This window comes from Shewanella oncorhynchi, from assembly GCF_030848765.1.
Taxonomy (GTDB): Bacteria; Pseudomonadota; Gammaproteobacteria; order Enterobacterales; family Shewanellaceae; genus Shewanella; species Shewanella oncorhynchi.
The window spans coordinates 3367857-3383318 of record NZ_CP132914.1; the positions used below are offsets into that span (position 1 = coordinate 3367857).

18 protein-coding genes are annotated in these 15462 nt (G+C 44.7%); 8 read left to right on the forward strand and 10 right to left on the reverse strand.

Annotated elements, in window-relative coordinates:
- Positions 1-66: 66 nt before the first annotated feature.
- Both RA178_RS15180 and RA178_RS15185 read right to left on the reverse strand, forming a co-directional pair.
- Positions 67-1548 carry a PTS transporter subunit EIIC gene (locus RA178_RS15180; RefSeq protein WP_306682584.1) on the reverse strand — a complete coding sequence of 494 codons (1482 nt, stop codon included), beginning with the start codon at positions 1546-1548 and terminating at the stop codon, positions 67-69.
- Positions 1500-1964, reverse strand: coding sequence for a flavodoxin (locus tag RA178_RS15185; RefSeq protein WP_113938961.1), 465 nt, complete (start codon positions 1962-1964; stop codon positions 1500-1502). Before RA178_RS15185 ends, RA178_RS15180 begins: the two co-directional genes overlap by 49 nt.
- 121 nt (positions 1965-2085) lie before the next feature.
- On the opposite strand from RA178_RS15185, the gene RA178_RS15190 reads away from it, so the two are divergent.
- On the forward strand, positions 2086-2280 hold the full coding sequence (locus tag RA178_RS15190; RefSeq protein ID WP_105249725.1) for a hypothetical protein: 195 nt from the start codon (positions 2086-2088) through the stop codon (positions 2278-2280).
- A gap of 121 nt (positions 2281-2401) precedes the next feature.
- Here RA178_RS15190 and truC read toward each other — a convergent pair whose 3' ends face one another.
- Together truC and RA178_RS15200 are read right to left on the reverse strand one after the other, a co-directional pair.
- A complete protein-coding gene (truC, locus tag RA178_RS15195; protein ID WP_306682585.1) occupies positions 2402-3247 on the reverse strand; it encodes a tRNA pseudouridine(65) synthase TruC in 846 nt (281 codons plus the stop codon).
- Positions 3234-3554, reverse strand: coding sequence for a YqcC family protein (locus RA178_RS15200; protein ID WP_198572040.1), 321 nt, complete (start codon positions 3552-3554; stop codon positions 3234-3236). The genes truC and RA178_RS15200 overlap by 14 nt, the downstream gene beginning before the upstream one ends.
- A gap of 163 nt (positions 3555-3717) precedes the next feature.
- On the opposite strand from RA178_RS15200, the gene RA178_RS15205 reads away from it, so the two are divergent.
- Together RA178_RS15205 and RA178_RS15210 are read left to right on the forward strand one after the other, a co-directional pair.
- Entirely contained in the window at positions 3718-4731 is a 1014-nt protein-coding gene (locus tag RA178_RS15205) for a DUF3549 family protein (RefSeq protein ID WP_306682587.1), read from the forward strand.
- Positions 4728-5114: a DUF3301 domain-containing protein gene (locus RA178_RS15210; RefSeq protein ID WP_263175358.1), complete on the forward strand. Its 387-nt coding sequence runs from the start codon at positions 4728-4730 to the stop codon at positions 5112-5114. Before RA178_RS15205 ends, RA178_RS15210 begins: the two co-directional genes overlap by 4 nt.
- A gap of 1742 nt (positions 5115-6856) precedes the next feature.
- Here the strand turns inward: RA178_RS15210 and RA178_RS15215 are convergent.
- On the reverse strand, positions 6857-7162 hold the full coding sequence (locus RA178_RS15215; protein ID WP_263180964.1) for an Mpo1-like protein: 306 nt from the start codon (positions 7160-7162) through the stop codon (positions 6857-6859).
- Positions 7155-7793, reverse strand: a complete 639-nt coding sequence (locus tag RA178_RS15220) for a GNAT family N-acetyltransferase (protein WP_131523813.1) — start codon at positions 7791-7793, stop codon at positions 7155-7157. Before RA178_RS15220 ends, RA178_RS15215 begins: the two co-directional genes overlap by 8 nt.
- A gap of 150 nt (positions 7794-7943) precedes the next feature.
- On the opposite strand from RA178_RS15220, the gene RA178_RS15225 reads away from it, so the two are divergent.
- Positions 7944-8177, forward strand: coding sequence for a DUF2789 domain-containing protein (locus RA178_RS15225; protein ID WP_028760620.1), 234 nt, complete (start codon positions 7944-7946; stop codon positions 8175-8177).
- 11 nt (positions 8178-8188) lie between these two features.
- Here RA178_RS15225 and RA178_RS15230 read toward each other — a convergent pair whose 3' ends face one another.
- Positions 8189-8596: a DUF3192 domain-containing protein gene (locus RA178_RS15230; protein WP_028760621.1), complete on the reverse strand. Its 408-nt coding sequence runs from the start codon at positions 8594-8596 to the stop codon at positions 8189-8191.
- A gap of 164 nt (positions 8597-8760) precedes the next feature.
- On the opposite strand from RA178_RS15230, the gene RA178_RS15235 reads away from it, so the two are divergent.
- Positions 8761-9144, forward strand: coding sequence for a hypothetical protein (locus RA178_RS15235; protein ID WP_131523814.1), 384 nt, complete (start codon positions 8761-8763; stop codon positions 9142-9144).
- Positions 9144-9917: a Zn-ribbon-containing protein gene (locus RA178_RS15240; protein WP_131523815.1), complete on the forward strand. Its 774-nt coding sequence runs from the start codon at positions 9144-9146 to the stop codon at positions 9915-9917. Before RA178_RS15235 ends, RA178_RS15240 begins: the two co-directional genes overlap by 1 nt.
- Positions 9918-10012: 95 nt before the next feature.
- Here RA178_RS15240 and syd read toward each other — a convergent pair whose 3' ends face one another.
- The gene (gene syd / locus RA178_RS15245) at positions 10013-10663 is read right to left on the reverse strand and encodes a SecY-interacting protein (RefSeq protein WP_028760624.1); all 651 of its coding nucleotides are present in this window, start codon (positions 10661-10663) and stop codon (positions 10013-10015) included.
- 59 nt (positions 10664-10722) lie between these two features.
- On the opposite strand from syd, the gene queF reads away from it, so the two are divergent.
- Entirely contained in the window at positions 10723-11580 is an 858-nt protein-coding gene (gene queF, locus RA178_RS15250) for an NADPH-dependent 7-cyano-7-deazaguanine reductase QueF (protein WP_105249734.1), read from the forward strand.
- A gap of 82 nt (positions 11581-11662) precedes the next feature.
- On the opposite strand, the gene RA178_RS15255 is transcribed toward queF, so the two are convergent.
- Positions 11663-12604 carry a LysR family transcriptional regulator gene (locus RA178_RS15255; RefSeq protein ID WP_306682593.1) on the reverse strand — a complete coding sequence of 314 codons (942 nt, stop codon included), beginning with the start codon at positions 12602-12604 and terminating at the stop codon, positions 11663-11665.
- Positions 12605-12727: 123 nt separating this feature from the next.
- Between RA178_RS15255 and RA178_RS15260 the strand changes: the two genes are divergently transcribed.
- On the forward strand, positions 12728-14716 hold the full coding sequence (locus RA178_RS15260) for an alkyl/aryl-sulfatase (protein WP_306682594.1): 1989 nt from the start codon (positions 12728-12730) through the stop codon (positions 14714-14716).
- A 173-nt stretch (positions 14717-14889) separates the two neighbouring features.
- Here the strand turns inward: RA178_RS15260 and RA178_RS15265 are convergent, their stop codons facing one another.
- Positions 14890-15435, reverse strand: a complete 546-nt coding sequence (locus tag RA178_RS15265) for a hypothetical protein (protein WP_306682596.1) — start codon at positions 15433-15435, stop codon at positions 14890-14892.
- Between the last annotated feature and the right edge of the window lie 27 nt (positions 15436-15462).

The window sequence follows — 15462 nt, forward strand, 5'->3', positions numbered from 1 at the left end:
GATATTTCAGAGGCTTGAATCAATAAAATGTAAAAATTAAGCAGTTAATTTTGTAAAAACACAATCCTAGCGCCGAGTATCTAAGTAACGCTGCAATACTTTACGCAGGGTTTCGGCCTTAGTGCCATAAACCACCTGCACACCTTTGCCCATAACAATCACGCCCTTAGCACCCAACTGACTCAAACGCACCTTATTGACTAACTCAGGCTTGTGCACGCTCAAGCGTAACCGTGTCAAACAAGCATTAAGTTCAACGATATTTTCACGTCCGCCGAGCGCCGCAATAATCGCCCGTAAACTTTCTTTGGGTCCTTTACTGTCGTTATGCTCAAGCCTACCGGGAGTTTTCAAATTAAAGGCTAAAATACTCAGCCTAAACAACAGGTAATATATTATGGCGGTTAAAGGCCCAAGGAAAATAAACCAGCTGGCATTACGGGACAATGGAAATAGCAGCGTAAAGTCCACCAGCCCTTGGGAGAATACTATGCTGTGGTGAATATCCAGCATAATACAAACAAAATAAGCGAGCCCAGTGAGTAAGGCATGAATAATAAAAAGAATCGGCGCCACAAACATAAAAGCAAATTCGATAGGTTCAGTCACCCCAGTTAACCAACTGGCCGCCCCCGCCGAGAGCATAATGCCCGCCACGCGATTCCGCTCTGAGGGATCTGCACAGCGCCACATTGCCAGTGCAGCCGCCGGTAATCCCCACATTTTAATCAGATAACCACCGGCAAGGTTTCCCGCCTGCGGATCGCCCGCTAAATAGCGCACCACCTCACCACGAACGACTTCATGCCCCAATAACTGATATTGGCCCACCTCTAAGTAAAAAGGCGCATTCCAAATATGATGTAAGCCAAGGGGAATAAGTAACCGCTCTAATGCGCCATAAACGCCAAAGGCGATGGCCGGTTTTTGATAAACCGCCCAGTCAGATACGCGCTCAATCAATAAAGCTAAGGGTGGCCACACATGGGCGAGTACATAACCTAGGCTCATCGCTAGGGGAATAATAAGTAAAGATGCACTGCGACGTCCCTCGAAGAAAGAGAAAATCGCAGGCAAGCGAATATATTGACTCCAACGGACTGCGAGGCAAGTGATACCACCGAGCATCATGCCACCTGCAATTCCAGTATCTAAGGTATCCATTCCTAATAAAGGTTGGGTTGGAAGTCGATACAAATCGGCCAGTGCGGCTAACGTCGCCGTCATCACCCCATAACCAAACACTGCCGAAAAGGCGGCAATGCCTTGATCGCGACAAAAACCAATAGCGACAGCCACGGCAAATAACATCGGCATAATGGCGAAAATGAGTTTGCCTACCGCCAGCATCAGCACTGTCAGCTCTTCGGGCATAAAAGGAATCGGACTAACAGTTAAGCCGAGCATAACCCCAGCGGCGGGTAAAATGGCAATAGGAATAAGCAGCGCTTGGCTTAAGCGCTGGGCAAATTTAAACCACTGTAGATTGACGAAACTACCTAAGCGACGAGCTCGGTTTTGACGACTTGATTCCAGCGTTCTAGCCATTTTATCGCTTCAACCTCAGGTTCCATGGTTTCACAGGCATCAATTTCGAGTAATTCCACTAGCGGCTTAGCGCCAAGTTCACTCAAGAGTGCATCTACAGACTTACCTGCACCGCAGAAAGTCTCATAACTTGAATCACCTAGAGCTATCACACTGTATCTAAGCTCAGGTAAGTAGGGTGCTAAATGTTTAAGATTATGATACCAAGACTGAATATCATCGGGTAAATCCCCTTGTCCGGTCGTCGAAGTCACCACCACTAACAATTCATCCTGAGGAGGAATAAAGCTTGCTACCTCATTAGGTTGCCACAATGTGACATCATAACCTAAAACTTGCATTTCTTTCTCTAGGGTTTCAGCGGCAAATTGTGCACTACCATATACAGTGCCAAACACCAGATTCACCTTTTTCATGATACACTCCACATCGCGTTGCAAACCTTATTAGGCTGACCTTACTTTATTGTTCAGCGTATGAGCAAGCTAAGGCGCAAATTTTTTATAAATCAAGCCATTGAGCGTGAGAAAATATCTAATGCGACAGTCCACCCGCCAAAAACACCTCAAGCAGCACCACAAAACAACCCATATTCGACGTAAAAACTATTTCCACTCCGCCCAGCAAAATCTCATATCGCCACTTGCACTCACGTCTGGATTCTCAACCTTAGCCGTCATGATGCAAGAGCTGCGGCCACAAACAGCACAAACGCCACAACTCCTCGATTAAGCAATCCACCTCGTTTTAAATTCGATGACTTTAGTTTCAATAACAAAGCAAAGTGAATGCACTTAATTTTACTCACGCGGCTAAGTTGATATCACCATATCAAGCATTGGCCGCTTGCTGTTCATACCTCTTGGGCGATGAATAACTCAGCTTGCTGACTCAAGGTCGCCTCATCCCAACCTAGCTCGGCAAACACGGTTTCCCACTCAGGCTCGAGCTCGGTTTCTATGCTGAGCCGAGTTTGAGTTATTGGGTGTGTAAAGGTGAGTTTTTTTGCGATAAGCCACAGGCGATTAATACCGAAATGCTCACGAAAAAACGCATTTTGCTTACCGTCGCCATGGGTGGTATCACCGACGATGGGGTGTCGTAAATGTGCCATATGCCTTCTGAGCTGATGCTTACGCCCCGTTTTAGGACTCAAACGCACCAGTGCGAAACGGCTAGTGGAATATCGACCCGAAGGATACGGAATTTCAGTATTGAGTAACGGCTCATACGCCGTCACAGCCTCCTGCGCCGCTTTATTAGGATCGGCATTCTTATCGCCTAATTCATCCAACTCAACCTTAAGTGCATAATCTAAAATACCGCTCTCATGCATATTACCGCGCACTAAAGCCAAATATTGTTTTTCAACCGTATGGGAGGCAAATTGCTCACACAGAGCATTGGCCACTTCACTACTCTTGGCAAACAAGAGCACGCCGGATGTCGGCCTGTCGAGACGATGTACAGGAAACACATGACAGCCGACTAAGTCACGGGTTAACTGCATGGCAAAAAATCGCTCCCGACGCGCTAAATAACTGCGGTGGACCAATAAGCCTGCAGGTTTATGAATTGCCACTAAGTGCTCATCTTCATAAAGAATTTCAATCTCAGGCGCCTGCTCTTCTGAATCATCCTCTTGGGATACATTCACTGCATTTTCAGGCGTTTCAAGCCAGATATCATCTTGATTCATTTAACAACATATCCAATTCATTCAATAGGCTAATTAAAGTTTGGCGCGGGGGCATATCCAGCCAAACATGTTCAGCCATAGGGGCAATCGCAATTTGAGTCGGCAATGGCGCCCTCGTTTCGATTAAAGTCTGCATTCTAGGCAGCAAAATAAACTGCAGCCACTGCTCAAGGGGCATAAGATCACAGGCAAAAGGTGCTGTGCTTGCCATTGCAGCGGCAGAAGGTGCTTGCTCAGACCACAACTCGGCCGCTTGCAGCGCGTGGGTAATCTGAGCCAATTTAGCTTGGGTTTGACTGTATAACATAGCTTTCAGATCCATTCTCATATTAGCCCTGTGTGATTCAAGAACTCCCCACAATTCACTGGCCGAATAGGTCGATTAAAGTGCCGCAATCATACCATCCAGACGCACTTCCCCCTATAATGGCGCCAATTTATTGAGCCTCTTTGATTGATATGGCAGCCAAATGACTGAAATTACAACTTTAAGCCAGTTTTTAACCACAGCCAAAACCCAGTTCCAAGTGTATGATCTTGGCCGTAGGGTGCAACATATTGATATGCTCGCATTTCACCAAATCGAATCTCTGTTAGCCCCTTATCCTTATCCCATTCAAGGGCATGCACAATTTGCTATCGTCTTTTGGGATGCGAGTCAGCAACACTTTATTTGGTTTCTAAAACTGGCGTTAGATGAGCAAGGATTACTGTCGCCTGCACCGCGCTCACAATTTATCGAAATGATATTAGCGGCATTAGGGCAAGATCCCACTCAGCCACTTAGTGATGAGCAGCAAGAACGACTCGCAAATAATCCGTTTAACTTCAAGCCAAGCCAGGAAAAACTGGCCGTATTTAACGCACTCGTTCGTAAACAACTTGGCCAACGCGCTTCATCACAATACGAGTTTGCCGTGCAATATCTGTCAGGCCAAGTAGCCCCATCACAGTGGCAACATATTGGAATGCAAGGCATAGCCGATGTGTGTGTACGCACAAAAGAATTTGATCATGAGCAGCAGTTAGTATCGAGCTTTGATACAGCCGCCATCGAAGTGCAAATCGCCCTATGTCAATGTCTTGAACACTTACTGCTTAGCGACACACTCGCCGATAAGATTCTCGCGAAACTTCAAGACGCAGCGCCAGAGCACCAAGCCTATTTCCTTCGCGCTTTGGCTTCTAGCGCCAAACACAGCCAAAAAGCGTTTGCGCATCTACACGGCCAATCCTCTTTAGATACCAATGCCCTCATCAGCATTGCCGGACGTAACTGGTCGGTATTAAAACAAGATTCAAGTCGCAGTCTTTACTTAGAAGCTTTAGCACTGCAGCCCCAAGCCTTTTTTAATCAGGTCTTTGCTGATATTGTGGCTATTCCTAGTTTGCGCAATCAACTACTAGGCGAATTAAGAAATCCCAATCGAAGTGTTCAACTATCACAAGCCATAGGTGGTTTGTTTAAGGCAGCTAGCAAATGATGTCAGATTTACTGTTAATTATTGGCCTCGTCGTGATTGCCGCATTCTTTTGGCAACTACGCCAAATGGCAGAGTTGAGCCGTATTTTTGCCGAAAAAGAATGTTGGCGACAAAAAGTTCAACTGTTAGCCATTGCCATGGAAACTGCCCGCCCAAGTATTGGCGGCACCACGGGGATTTGTTGGAAAGCGAAATATTTATTTGAATTCAGCACCGACGGCATTAACCAATACCGTGGCCATATTTGGATGCAAGGCAAGAAAATTCAAAAGATTGAATGGCCTATCTTCCCTGAGCCTGAATGGCATGAAGCCCCAACGTCACAGGGTAAGTTTGGCGGGTGTGGTACGCAAAGTGGTTGTAGCTCAGGCAAATGCCATTAAGCTTTTATCGACAATGTTGGTTCAAATAAAATGTGAGCCAACATAGAGAGCAAGACATCATTCTTTTTTATCGTAAATACGGCTAAAAAATAACTCACTGTAAAAGTTAAAAAAGAAAGGGCGCGGCCCTAAAGCCACGCCCTCCTATTCTCTGTTAAGCTATCCAGCTATTTTTGTGCTCCCTGCACCATCCATGCGTCAATCTGCGTCCTGCTTCATCCCTGCTCAATCCTTGAGGTCCTTGTACTCATGTACTTCCCTATCTCTTGGTCATCCAGTCCCAAGCTTGCTCTTTCCTGAGCGGTTCCATCATCATCCATGAAACGGATATTGCATCCATTCAATTGCACTCCCTGTGCCATTGCCATCCTATGCAATGAGTCTATCAATCCTTGATAGTCTCCCTTCCTTAGTATTGGCTCTCTTTCATCCTGAAAGGCCTATATCCCTATCTTTCCTTAAGTCACATTCCTTAGTCACTGTTCGATCATCCTGATCGCCAACATCCTGTTGCCCGCAATTCCTTCTACAAGATGAATTCTACGCCAACCAACGAAAGTACTCATTGTGGATTATTTAAAATGTTAACGAAAATAGAGGGCTCAATTGATGGCAAATATACTAACTTACTGATGTAAATAAAAATAATAACCAGCCCCAAGACATAACCACCCTTTGGACTTACAAATTACTTACATACTTGTGAGAGATCTCTTACACGGAGGATGGCAATTCGAATCAAAAGTAAGCAAAGCGCTAGATGTTCTCCCCTGAAGGACTTATGCATAAACCGCTATCGCTCAAAATTCGACAAGCATTCGGCGCATGACCAGAACACAGACAACACAGAGTAAATCATTGGGCAATAAGAGAAGTAAGACTGGTAAACATGCTTTACGGCAAGATGTCTTTAAGCAGAGTTAAGATAAAGTCTATGTGAATAGCGTTATAGCTTGGCAAAGCCAGATTAATGCTGAAAATGAACCAAAGAAAAGGGCGCAACTAAAGTGCGCCCCATTTATCCTTTGTAAGCCGTCCTGCTCGATTTGTGCTCCCTGCACCATCCATGCGTCTGCTTGCGTCCTGCATCGTCCCTGTAATCCCTTTTTGTCCCTGTGTATCAAACTTACGTGAGATAACACTCAGTCCCTTGACCTGTAAATCCTTTTTACAGAGCCTGTCACTTCCTATGACGTATTCCTATTGCATCCTGCAAAATTTATTTTCCATAGATTAGTACAAGCTGTTCACCCTTATACTTTATCCTTATCTCGACACATCCTGTTTCGAGTTCATGCTTAATCCTTAAGCGTGTCCTGTATTCTTCCTGAAATTCATCATCCTGACGATACAACTCACTGTCCCTAATCATCCTTGAAAAGCAATCCTGCTTTTCCTTAGCCTATCCGAGGCGAATGACAGTTTTCCTACCGTCAGCGATTTCAACCTTGAAATCTTAATTCGTTGCTTCTTGCGTCCCTTTGGCCTGTTTCGCTTTCCTTGCTATCCATTTGCTTTGGCCATGAGTGAATTCTACGTTAACCCTAACTTTTTTGTTCGGCTCAAAGAACGGACTACAAAATTAATTACGGACCAACCAAAGGAAAATAAATACAACCCAATGATTCTATTTAAAATTAAATGTCGCAGAACAAAAAACAATCAAAAAGAAAACATTATGTCCTACAACGTTTGTAAGCGATCTCTCACACGGGCATGGGCATCTCACTCTGGCAATTTTTTTAACGTTTAAAAAAGCGGCAGATCATCTGCGCAAACATCACCCAATCTGCCATCAAACTGTAAAAAGGATACTGAAATGTCGCGGGTCGATTCTTCTCAAATACGAAGTGTCCCACCCACGCAAAACCATAACCAACAATAGGAATGAACCAACATAGCCACCAGGCTTGTGAAACCAAGGCAATGCCAATCAGCAGCAGAACTAAACAACTGCCAACAAAGTGTAATTGCCGACAAATCGGGTGCTGGTGTTGGGATAAATAGAAAGGATAAAAATCGGCGAAACGTTTATAAGAGTTAGTCATCTTGTTGAACCGAATAGAATAAAAGTTGGCCATGAATACTGCCAATACTCAGCTCGCCTATGGATACAAAGTCATGCTGAGTAAACAGTTGCAAGTGGTTCTCCTGAGCGATAAACACACCAATGCCATCCAAATCAGGCTGCTCATCACACCAACTCACCACAGCTTGTACTAACTTATGTCCAAGTCCTTTGTGCTGTTCATTTGGTGCAAGAGCAATAAACTGCAAAATACCGCAGTGCTTACTGGGTAAAAGTTCAATAATACTGGACTCTTTGTTCATTAGCGCTTGAGTCGATTGCCAACCTGTACCTAACAACATCTTTAAGCGCCAATGCCAATAACGCCCTTCCCCTAAAGGCACTTCTTGAGTAACTACACAGGCTAACCCAAAGAGTCTTTCATGGTCGAATAAACCAATGAGGGCTTGTTTTTGTTGCCATAACGTATTTAGTTCTTCCCTGATTGCGGCGCGCAATTTTTGCTCATAAGCGGCTTTGTCTGAGGTAAAGAGTGAATCGACAAAAAAAGGATCATCATGGTAAGCGTTATAGAGAATAGAAGCGGCAATGCGTAAGTCTTCCGCGGTCAAATAGACTGCGCGGCAGTCCTCCAGAATTTCATTGTCCATCGTTAGCATTCCTTGACTTAGCTCACACTTTTTTATGCGTAACTGTTAATCTACCAAGGAAACTAAAAAGTGCAAATTTTAATCATAGATTGCATTTTTCAATCAGGCGCTTACTCTAAACGAAGGCACTATACTGAAAAGGAAATAATGATGGATACAACTCCAGTAGACTTAAGCCACTTGTTTGAGCAACTCGGTTTAGACAGTAGCGACGAGGCCATAGCGCAGTTTATTGCAACCCATGATATCGACCATCACATCCATTTAAGCCAAGCGCCCTTTTGGACCCCAGCCCAAAAGAGCTTTATCATTGAAGGTTTAGAAGCCGATGCCCTCTGGACTGAGCCCATTGAGCAATTAGACACTCAGCTACGTAAACGATAAGACTCGTTGGTTCAGATTTTACCGTAAGCCGTTTCACCCCAACCCACTAAGGCATTGTTGCTCAGCACGATAGGCGTGCATTCATCCTTAGTGGTTTTTCCATCGCCATTATTACGCTGGGTACGATAAAACAACACTAAGACTTCTTTATTGGCTTCACCTTGTTGAGCACTTTGTTGAATATAGGCTTCACTAAAATCAGCGGTGCCCATTAAGATCATCACTTGGTCTTTAGGCATACCTAAGCTCAGCTTGGTTAAGTTAGTGCGATTTTTATCCTGCACTTTCTCCCAAGATTCGCTGCTATCCCAGCCCGATTCTCCATCACCGACATTGACCACGCAGCCGCTAAGACCTAAGCTTGCGAGCCCTAAAAAAGTGATGGCGATAAGTTTGTTATTCAATTTATGGTTCATCATGTGACATCCTGTGTAATTATTATTGAAGCTTAAAAAATGGTATTTCGGCTGGACAATAAGCAAAATAAATGCCACAAGACAACACACTGTTTTTAAATGAAAAAATTAATTATTATTTTAAAATTGGTTTAAACAATTCAACAAATTAAGGAATTTTGCTAATTATGAGTCCCCTTGACCAAGTATTAGCGGCCGCACGTTCGCTCGAAGCCTGCGGTAAAGTACCGAGCCTTGCCTTAATTAAAACCCGTTTAGGTAGTAGCCTACCTTTACCTATATTGATCCAAGGCTTACAGCAATTTAAATCTATGCCTAAGGCGGATCGCGAGCGTTTAGCTGAGTTGCAAACTATCAGCCCTACAACTGACACTCCCGCAACTAACGATACCTTAACCCTTGCAGTGCTCGCCGAGCGCCTGCAGATGCAACAGGCGTATTTTGAACGTCATGCTGAGCAGCAAAAAACAGAAATAATGCAATTAAAAAACGAACTGCTTGAACTTAAACAACGCATCAACTTATTAGAAATCCAAGGAAAAACAGCTTAATGTTTGTCACTGAACTGCGCTTCGAATGCTTCGCCGACACCACGATATCTGCCGCCGAGAAGGCAATTAATCAGCTCCTTGAAGCCTATCGAGCTAATGGTCAAATCTTAGGGCGAGAATTTGCGGTCGCCTTTAATGATGGTGAGTTTAGAGTGCGTTTATTGATGCCAGAGAAAAGCAGTTTAGCGCACAAATATCACAGCCCTTGGGTCAAAAAAGCCTTAGTAGAATTAACCGACGCTAAACTACTCGCGCCGCGGGAAAAGTTTATTGGTCAGGATATCAATTCTGAAGTAAGTAATACCGAAACACCCAGCTGGCAACTGCTATACACCAGTTTTGTGCATATGTGCTCGCCCCTACGCAGCGGCGACAATTTATTGCCCATTCCCCTGTACCGTTTACCCGCAACCTTTAATGGCGATCATAAGCGCATTATCCGTTGGCAGAGCGAATGGCAAGCCTGTGATGAGTTACAAATGGCGGCGGCCACCAAGGCAGAATTTGCCGCACTTGAGGAATTATCGAGTCCGGACAGTGATTTATTTCGTAGAGGTTGGGATTTGCGCGGTCGTATCGAATATCTCACTCAGATCCCGACCTATTACTACTTATATCGCGTTGGCGGCCAAGATTTAGCCACAGAAAAAACGCGACCTTGCCCACGTTGTGGCAGTCATGATTGGAAACTCGATGAACCTTTATTGGATATGTTCCATTTTCGCTGCGAGCCTTGCCGCATAGTGTCGAATCTGTCTTGGGATCATCAATAACATCTGTTTATCCCCTTGCAGAACTCAACCTAAGATAAGCCACGCTTAGGTTGAGTTAATACTTAGGTTGATAATAAAAATGTCGCTCACAGAAGTTAACGTTTACCGAAAAGGTTTTGCCACATACGTTTAAAACTGGCGAAAATACCAGGATGTTCTAATGCTGGCATAGGTAATTCTTCATGTTTAACGGGTGGTGCTATCCGTGGCGATAATGCTTCGATAAACGCAGTCAAACTCGAGGACAATTGCTCAGATTGCACTTCACCAGGGATTTCAATCCATACGCTACCATCACTGTTATTGATGGTGAGCATTTTATCTCCCTCATCTAACAGACCGATAAACCAAGTCGGTGACTGCTTCAGTTTTTTCTTCATCATCAGATGACCAATCAAGTTTTGTTGCAGGCAGTTAAAATCGTCATCATTCCAGACTTGCAGTAACTCCCCAGTGCCCCACTTAGAGTCAAATAATACTGGGGCGGAGAAATAATGACCGTAAAAATCATTGATCTCTGGCCATAAAGTTAACTCCAGTGCATGCTCTACATTGGCGAAACTGCCTTCAACTTTGCGTTTCACTGGCTGCCAAGAAACGGCCTGTTCAAGATCCGGTTGAAATTCGCCTTGAATACACACAGAAGGCTCACCCTGTGGGTAATAACGCGGTAGTTCACCTAAACTCGTTAAGTAAGCTTGATGATAGTTTTGCAAAAATTTATCGAGTGCGGGCAGACAAGACACTTAAGCACAATCCAATTTCAGGTATAATGTGCGCCTATTTTGACATGGAAACAGTATTGATGACACAGAATCACGATCCCTATAGTGATGCGCAAGCGCTCGTTGGCCTGACTTTAGGTAAAGCCACCGATTACCAAGCCGAGTATGATGCGTCGCTGCTGCAAGGGGTTCCACGCTCACTAAACCGTAATGCTATTGCACTCACTGGGACGTTACCGTTTCATGGTGCCGATATCTGGACGGGTTATGAGCTGTCTTGGTTAAATGCCAAAGGTAAGCCTATGGTGGCCATAGCTGAATTTCATTTAAGCTATGAAAGCCTGAATCTGATTGAGTCGAAATCGTTCAAACTGTATCTCAATAGCTTTAATCAAACCAAGTTTGATAGCCTAGATTCACTGCAAAAAACCTTAGTGCAAGACTTAAGTCAGTGTGCTCAAGGTGATGTTAGCGTTAAGATTATCGAGCCAAAAAGCTTTGGTATTCAGCGTATTATTGAGTTACCTGGCACTTGTATTGACGATCTCGATATTGAAGTCAGCGATTATAGTTTTAATCCTGATTACTTAGTTAACAGTACAGACGATAAGCAAACGGTCGCGGAAACACTTAATTCAAACCTGCTGAAATCCAACTGTTTGATCACTTCGCAACCCGATTGGGGCAGCGTGATGATCCGTTATCAAGGCCCTAAAATCGATCGCGAGAAACTGCTGCGCTATTTGATTTCTTTCCGCCAACATAACGAATTCCACGAGCAATGTGTCGAGCGAATTTTCGTCGATTTAAAACGTTTTTGCCATTGCACTAAATTGACAGTTTACGCCCGCTACACGCGTCGCGGTGGTTTAGATATCAACCCTTATCGCAGTGACTTCGAGCAACCTGGTGAAAGCCACAGACTCGCAAGACAGTAATAACCTTCTTAGGCTATTAGATTAACAATCTGAGATAGAAAATAAAATTTAAAAACTGCAACAAAGCTCTGAATCGCTAGCCCTAGCTGCTCGCTAGATTCAGAGCTTTTTTATTCACAGTGTTTGCACTCTCATTAAGCAATAAACGCCGTAGCCATTGATGGCTCGGGTTTTGGGTATATTTACTGCTCCACACCATATACAAATCAATTGGCCTTGTTTTCAGGGGCATAGGTAAAATCTGTAAGCCGAACATCTCAGCATACTGACTGGCGTACCGCAAAGGCGCTATGCCTATCGCCTCACTTTTGCCAACGGTTGCAAACATACTCAATAGGGATGACTGCTCACTGTACATTTTGCGCCTTGGTAACACACCTTCGGTAAACAAATCCCCCGCAGTCAAATTAAAACGCCTTAGATTCAAAAAGACGTGTTTCTCCTCAAAATACTGTTCATGGCTAATGACACCTTGAATACGAGGATGCTGCAAACTGACGATACAAACGAGGGTTTCGGTGAAGAGTAATTTACTCGAGAGCAAACTTTGCTGCGCGGGCTTAATGTCTATGGCAACGGCGACCCGCTCAAGCAAAATATCGCGATATAGATCATCCTCCTGCGGCGGCGACTCGCGGAAAATGACTTCAATATCCGCATTCTGTAACAAAGCCTGCACGCCTGATTGCAGCGCTTCGATAACCGACTCATTAGCATATACATAAAAGCGCCGCTGGCTCGAGTTGGGATCAAAATGCTCAAACCCCAGTAATACGGTTTCAATATCCGCCATGGGCTGCTCAAATTTACGGTACATCTCCCGTGCCACCGATGTAGGCTCAATTCCCCGTCCAACCCGATTAAACAGCGACTCCCCGACCCAAGCCCTGAACCGGCTTATCGCATTACTCACGGAAGACTGAGTTAAATCTAACTCCTGTGCCGCTTGGGTGAATGAACGAGTACGGTAAACCACCATAAACACGCGTAATAAATTTAAATCTAATGGCTTTCGTGTCGGCATAAAAGAGTGCACTCATTCACTATATGAATATTACAACCCAAGCTAACTCGAGTTATCTAAATACACAAGCTGGCTATACTCAAACCATCGACGACACTATCCCACTTTTCGGTAGGTAAAATAATGCAAAAATCTTTGATGACAATGAGTATTATCGCCAGCTTCTCTTTAAGCGCCGTGGCCGCTGAACACGAGCATGAACATATTAGCCTGCACTATCAGGGAAAGCCTGCCACCGAGCAAACCATTGCGGTAAATAAAGCCTCAGCAGCAAGCCTTAATTTTGCTGACAAAAAAGCCTTTGAAGAGTTTTCTAAAAATCTTATTGCTGAACTCGATGAACCAACAGCAGCCATTTTACGTGCCGATTTCAGCTTTATTGGCGACAAAACCCCAGACACAGTAAACCCTTCACTTTATCGCCAAGCTCAATTGAATATGGTGTCTAACGGCTTATACAAGGTCACAGATGGCATTTATCAAGTGCGTGGCACAGACTTATCGAACTTAACCCTTATCCGCGGTAAAACGGGTTGGATCCTTTATGACGTGCTGCTGACCAAAGAAGCGGCAAAATTATCCCTCGAATTTGCGCTAAAACACTTGCCAGAGGGCAATAACTTACCCATAGTCGCGATGATTTATTCCCACAGTCATGGAGATCATTTTGGCGGTTCCCGCGCCATCAAAGACATGTTCCCAAACGTCAAAGTCTATGGTTCCAATAACATCACCAAAGAAATTGTCGACGAAAACGTGCTTGCCGGTAATGCCATGAGCCGCCGCGCCGCCTATCAATACGGCGCAACATTAGAGCGAAACGATCAAGGCATTGTCGATGCCGCACTTGCTAAGGGATTATCCAAAGGCGAAGTGACCTACGTTAAACCCGATGTCACCTTAAATGCCAAAGATAAGTGGGAAACACTCTCCATTGATGGTATCGACATGGTGTTTATGGATGCCTCAGGCACGGAAGCCGCCTCGGAAATGGCCACCTATATTCCCTCAATGAAAGCATTGTGGACCGCAGAGCTCACCTACCACGGCATGCACAACATTTATACCTTACGCGGGGCAAAAGTTCGAGATGCGATAAAATGGTCTAAGGATATCAACGAATTACTGACCCATTTTGGTAATGATGCACAGGTTATATTCACTGCCCACTCAGCCCCCGTATTTGGCAATACTGATATAAACCAATACTTAAGAATGCAAAGGGATAACTATGGCCTAGTGCATAATCAAACCCTGCGCTTAGCCAATAATGGCGTGGGTATTCAAGATATTGGCGATGCGATTCAAACCACTATCCCTAAGGCTGTGCGTGATACTTGGTACACCAATGGTTACCATGGCACCTACAGCCATAATGCCAAAGCCGTGTACAACATGTACCTTGGTTATTTCGATATGAATCCCGCCAACTTAAACCCACTACCGACAAAAGATGAAGCGACGAAATTTGTGGAGTATATGGGCGGTGCCAAAGCCGTAGTGAAACACGCCAAAGCCGACTATGCCCAAGGCGAGTACCGTTTTGTGGCCACCGCACTCAATAAAGTCGTGATGGCAGAACCTAATAACAAAGAGGCAAGACAATTACTTGCCGATACCTATGAGCAACTGGGTTATCAAGCCGAAGGTGCTGGCTGGCGCAACATTTACCTCACTGGCGCCCAAGAGTTACGCGTAGGCATTCAACCCGGCGCGCCTAAATCAGCCTCTGCAGATATTTTAGGAGAAATGGACATATCGACCCTATTTGACTTCCTCGCCGTAAAAGTCGATAGCCTCAAAGCTGCTGAACTTGGACTCATCAGGCTTAATGTGATTAACCCCGACACCAAAGAAACGCTCTATGTTGAACTAAGTAACGGTAATTTAAGCAATATTAAGGTTGATAAACCGATGGAGGCCGATGCCAATCTTTATATTGATAAACGCTATATTACGGGGATTTTACTCGGAAAAGTCACACTTAAAGAGTTACTGGCTAAGGGTACTGCCAAGTTAGAGGGTGATAAAGATGCCTTCGGTAAGATAGCGTCGACCTTAGTAAGGTTCGATGAAAGCTTTGAAATCGTCCCACTACCAAGCGCGAAATAACCAAATCAACGCCCTGAATCTTCAGGGCGTTTTATGGAAAAATTACACTAGCACTAACCATTCTGACACTTGGCGAGTCGTGTTCTGTAAGCAAAAGAGTGAAGTACGGATAGCCATTTGCACGACATGTTCTCTCTCGCACACTCCTTAAAGGCCAGATTAAAGTAAGAGAATTAGTTCGCAGAGCCTAGGGTTGGCGCTGCGGTTTTGCACTCAAGCAATAACTGCTGAAAATGCGCGCCTAAGTCTTGCTGGGCAAATTGCTTGCTCGCGGTCACCATTTGCTTAAGGCTTTGTAAGGCTTGATCTAAACCTTGTTGCTCGATAAGACTTTTAGCATAAGCCGCCGCATCGGCGCCCTTTTGTAGCAAGCTCGCGACCTGATCAAAACTGATGTCTTGCTCCATTACTTTCTGTAAGTCACCCAGCAGTTCTGCCACTTTAGCCGACTCCACCAGCGAACCTTCAACATTGACTAACTTACCCAACGGATCTTGGCTGAGTTTTCCAGCCACACAGGCCGAAACTGTGCCTGCTGCCGCGCTTTGAGCCACAACATCTAAGCCATTGGCACGAATTTGCTCAACCACTTGCTGCAACTGTGGATCTTGGGCTAACCAAGCCTGCTCCAATTGCTGCTTTTCATCGCCACCAAAATAACCACAACCAGATAGCAACACCATCATAGTGGTAGGTATTAGGCACTTAATCCGTTTCATTGTTAAACCTCATTTATTTCATTCAAA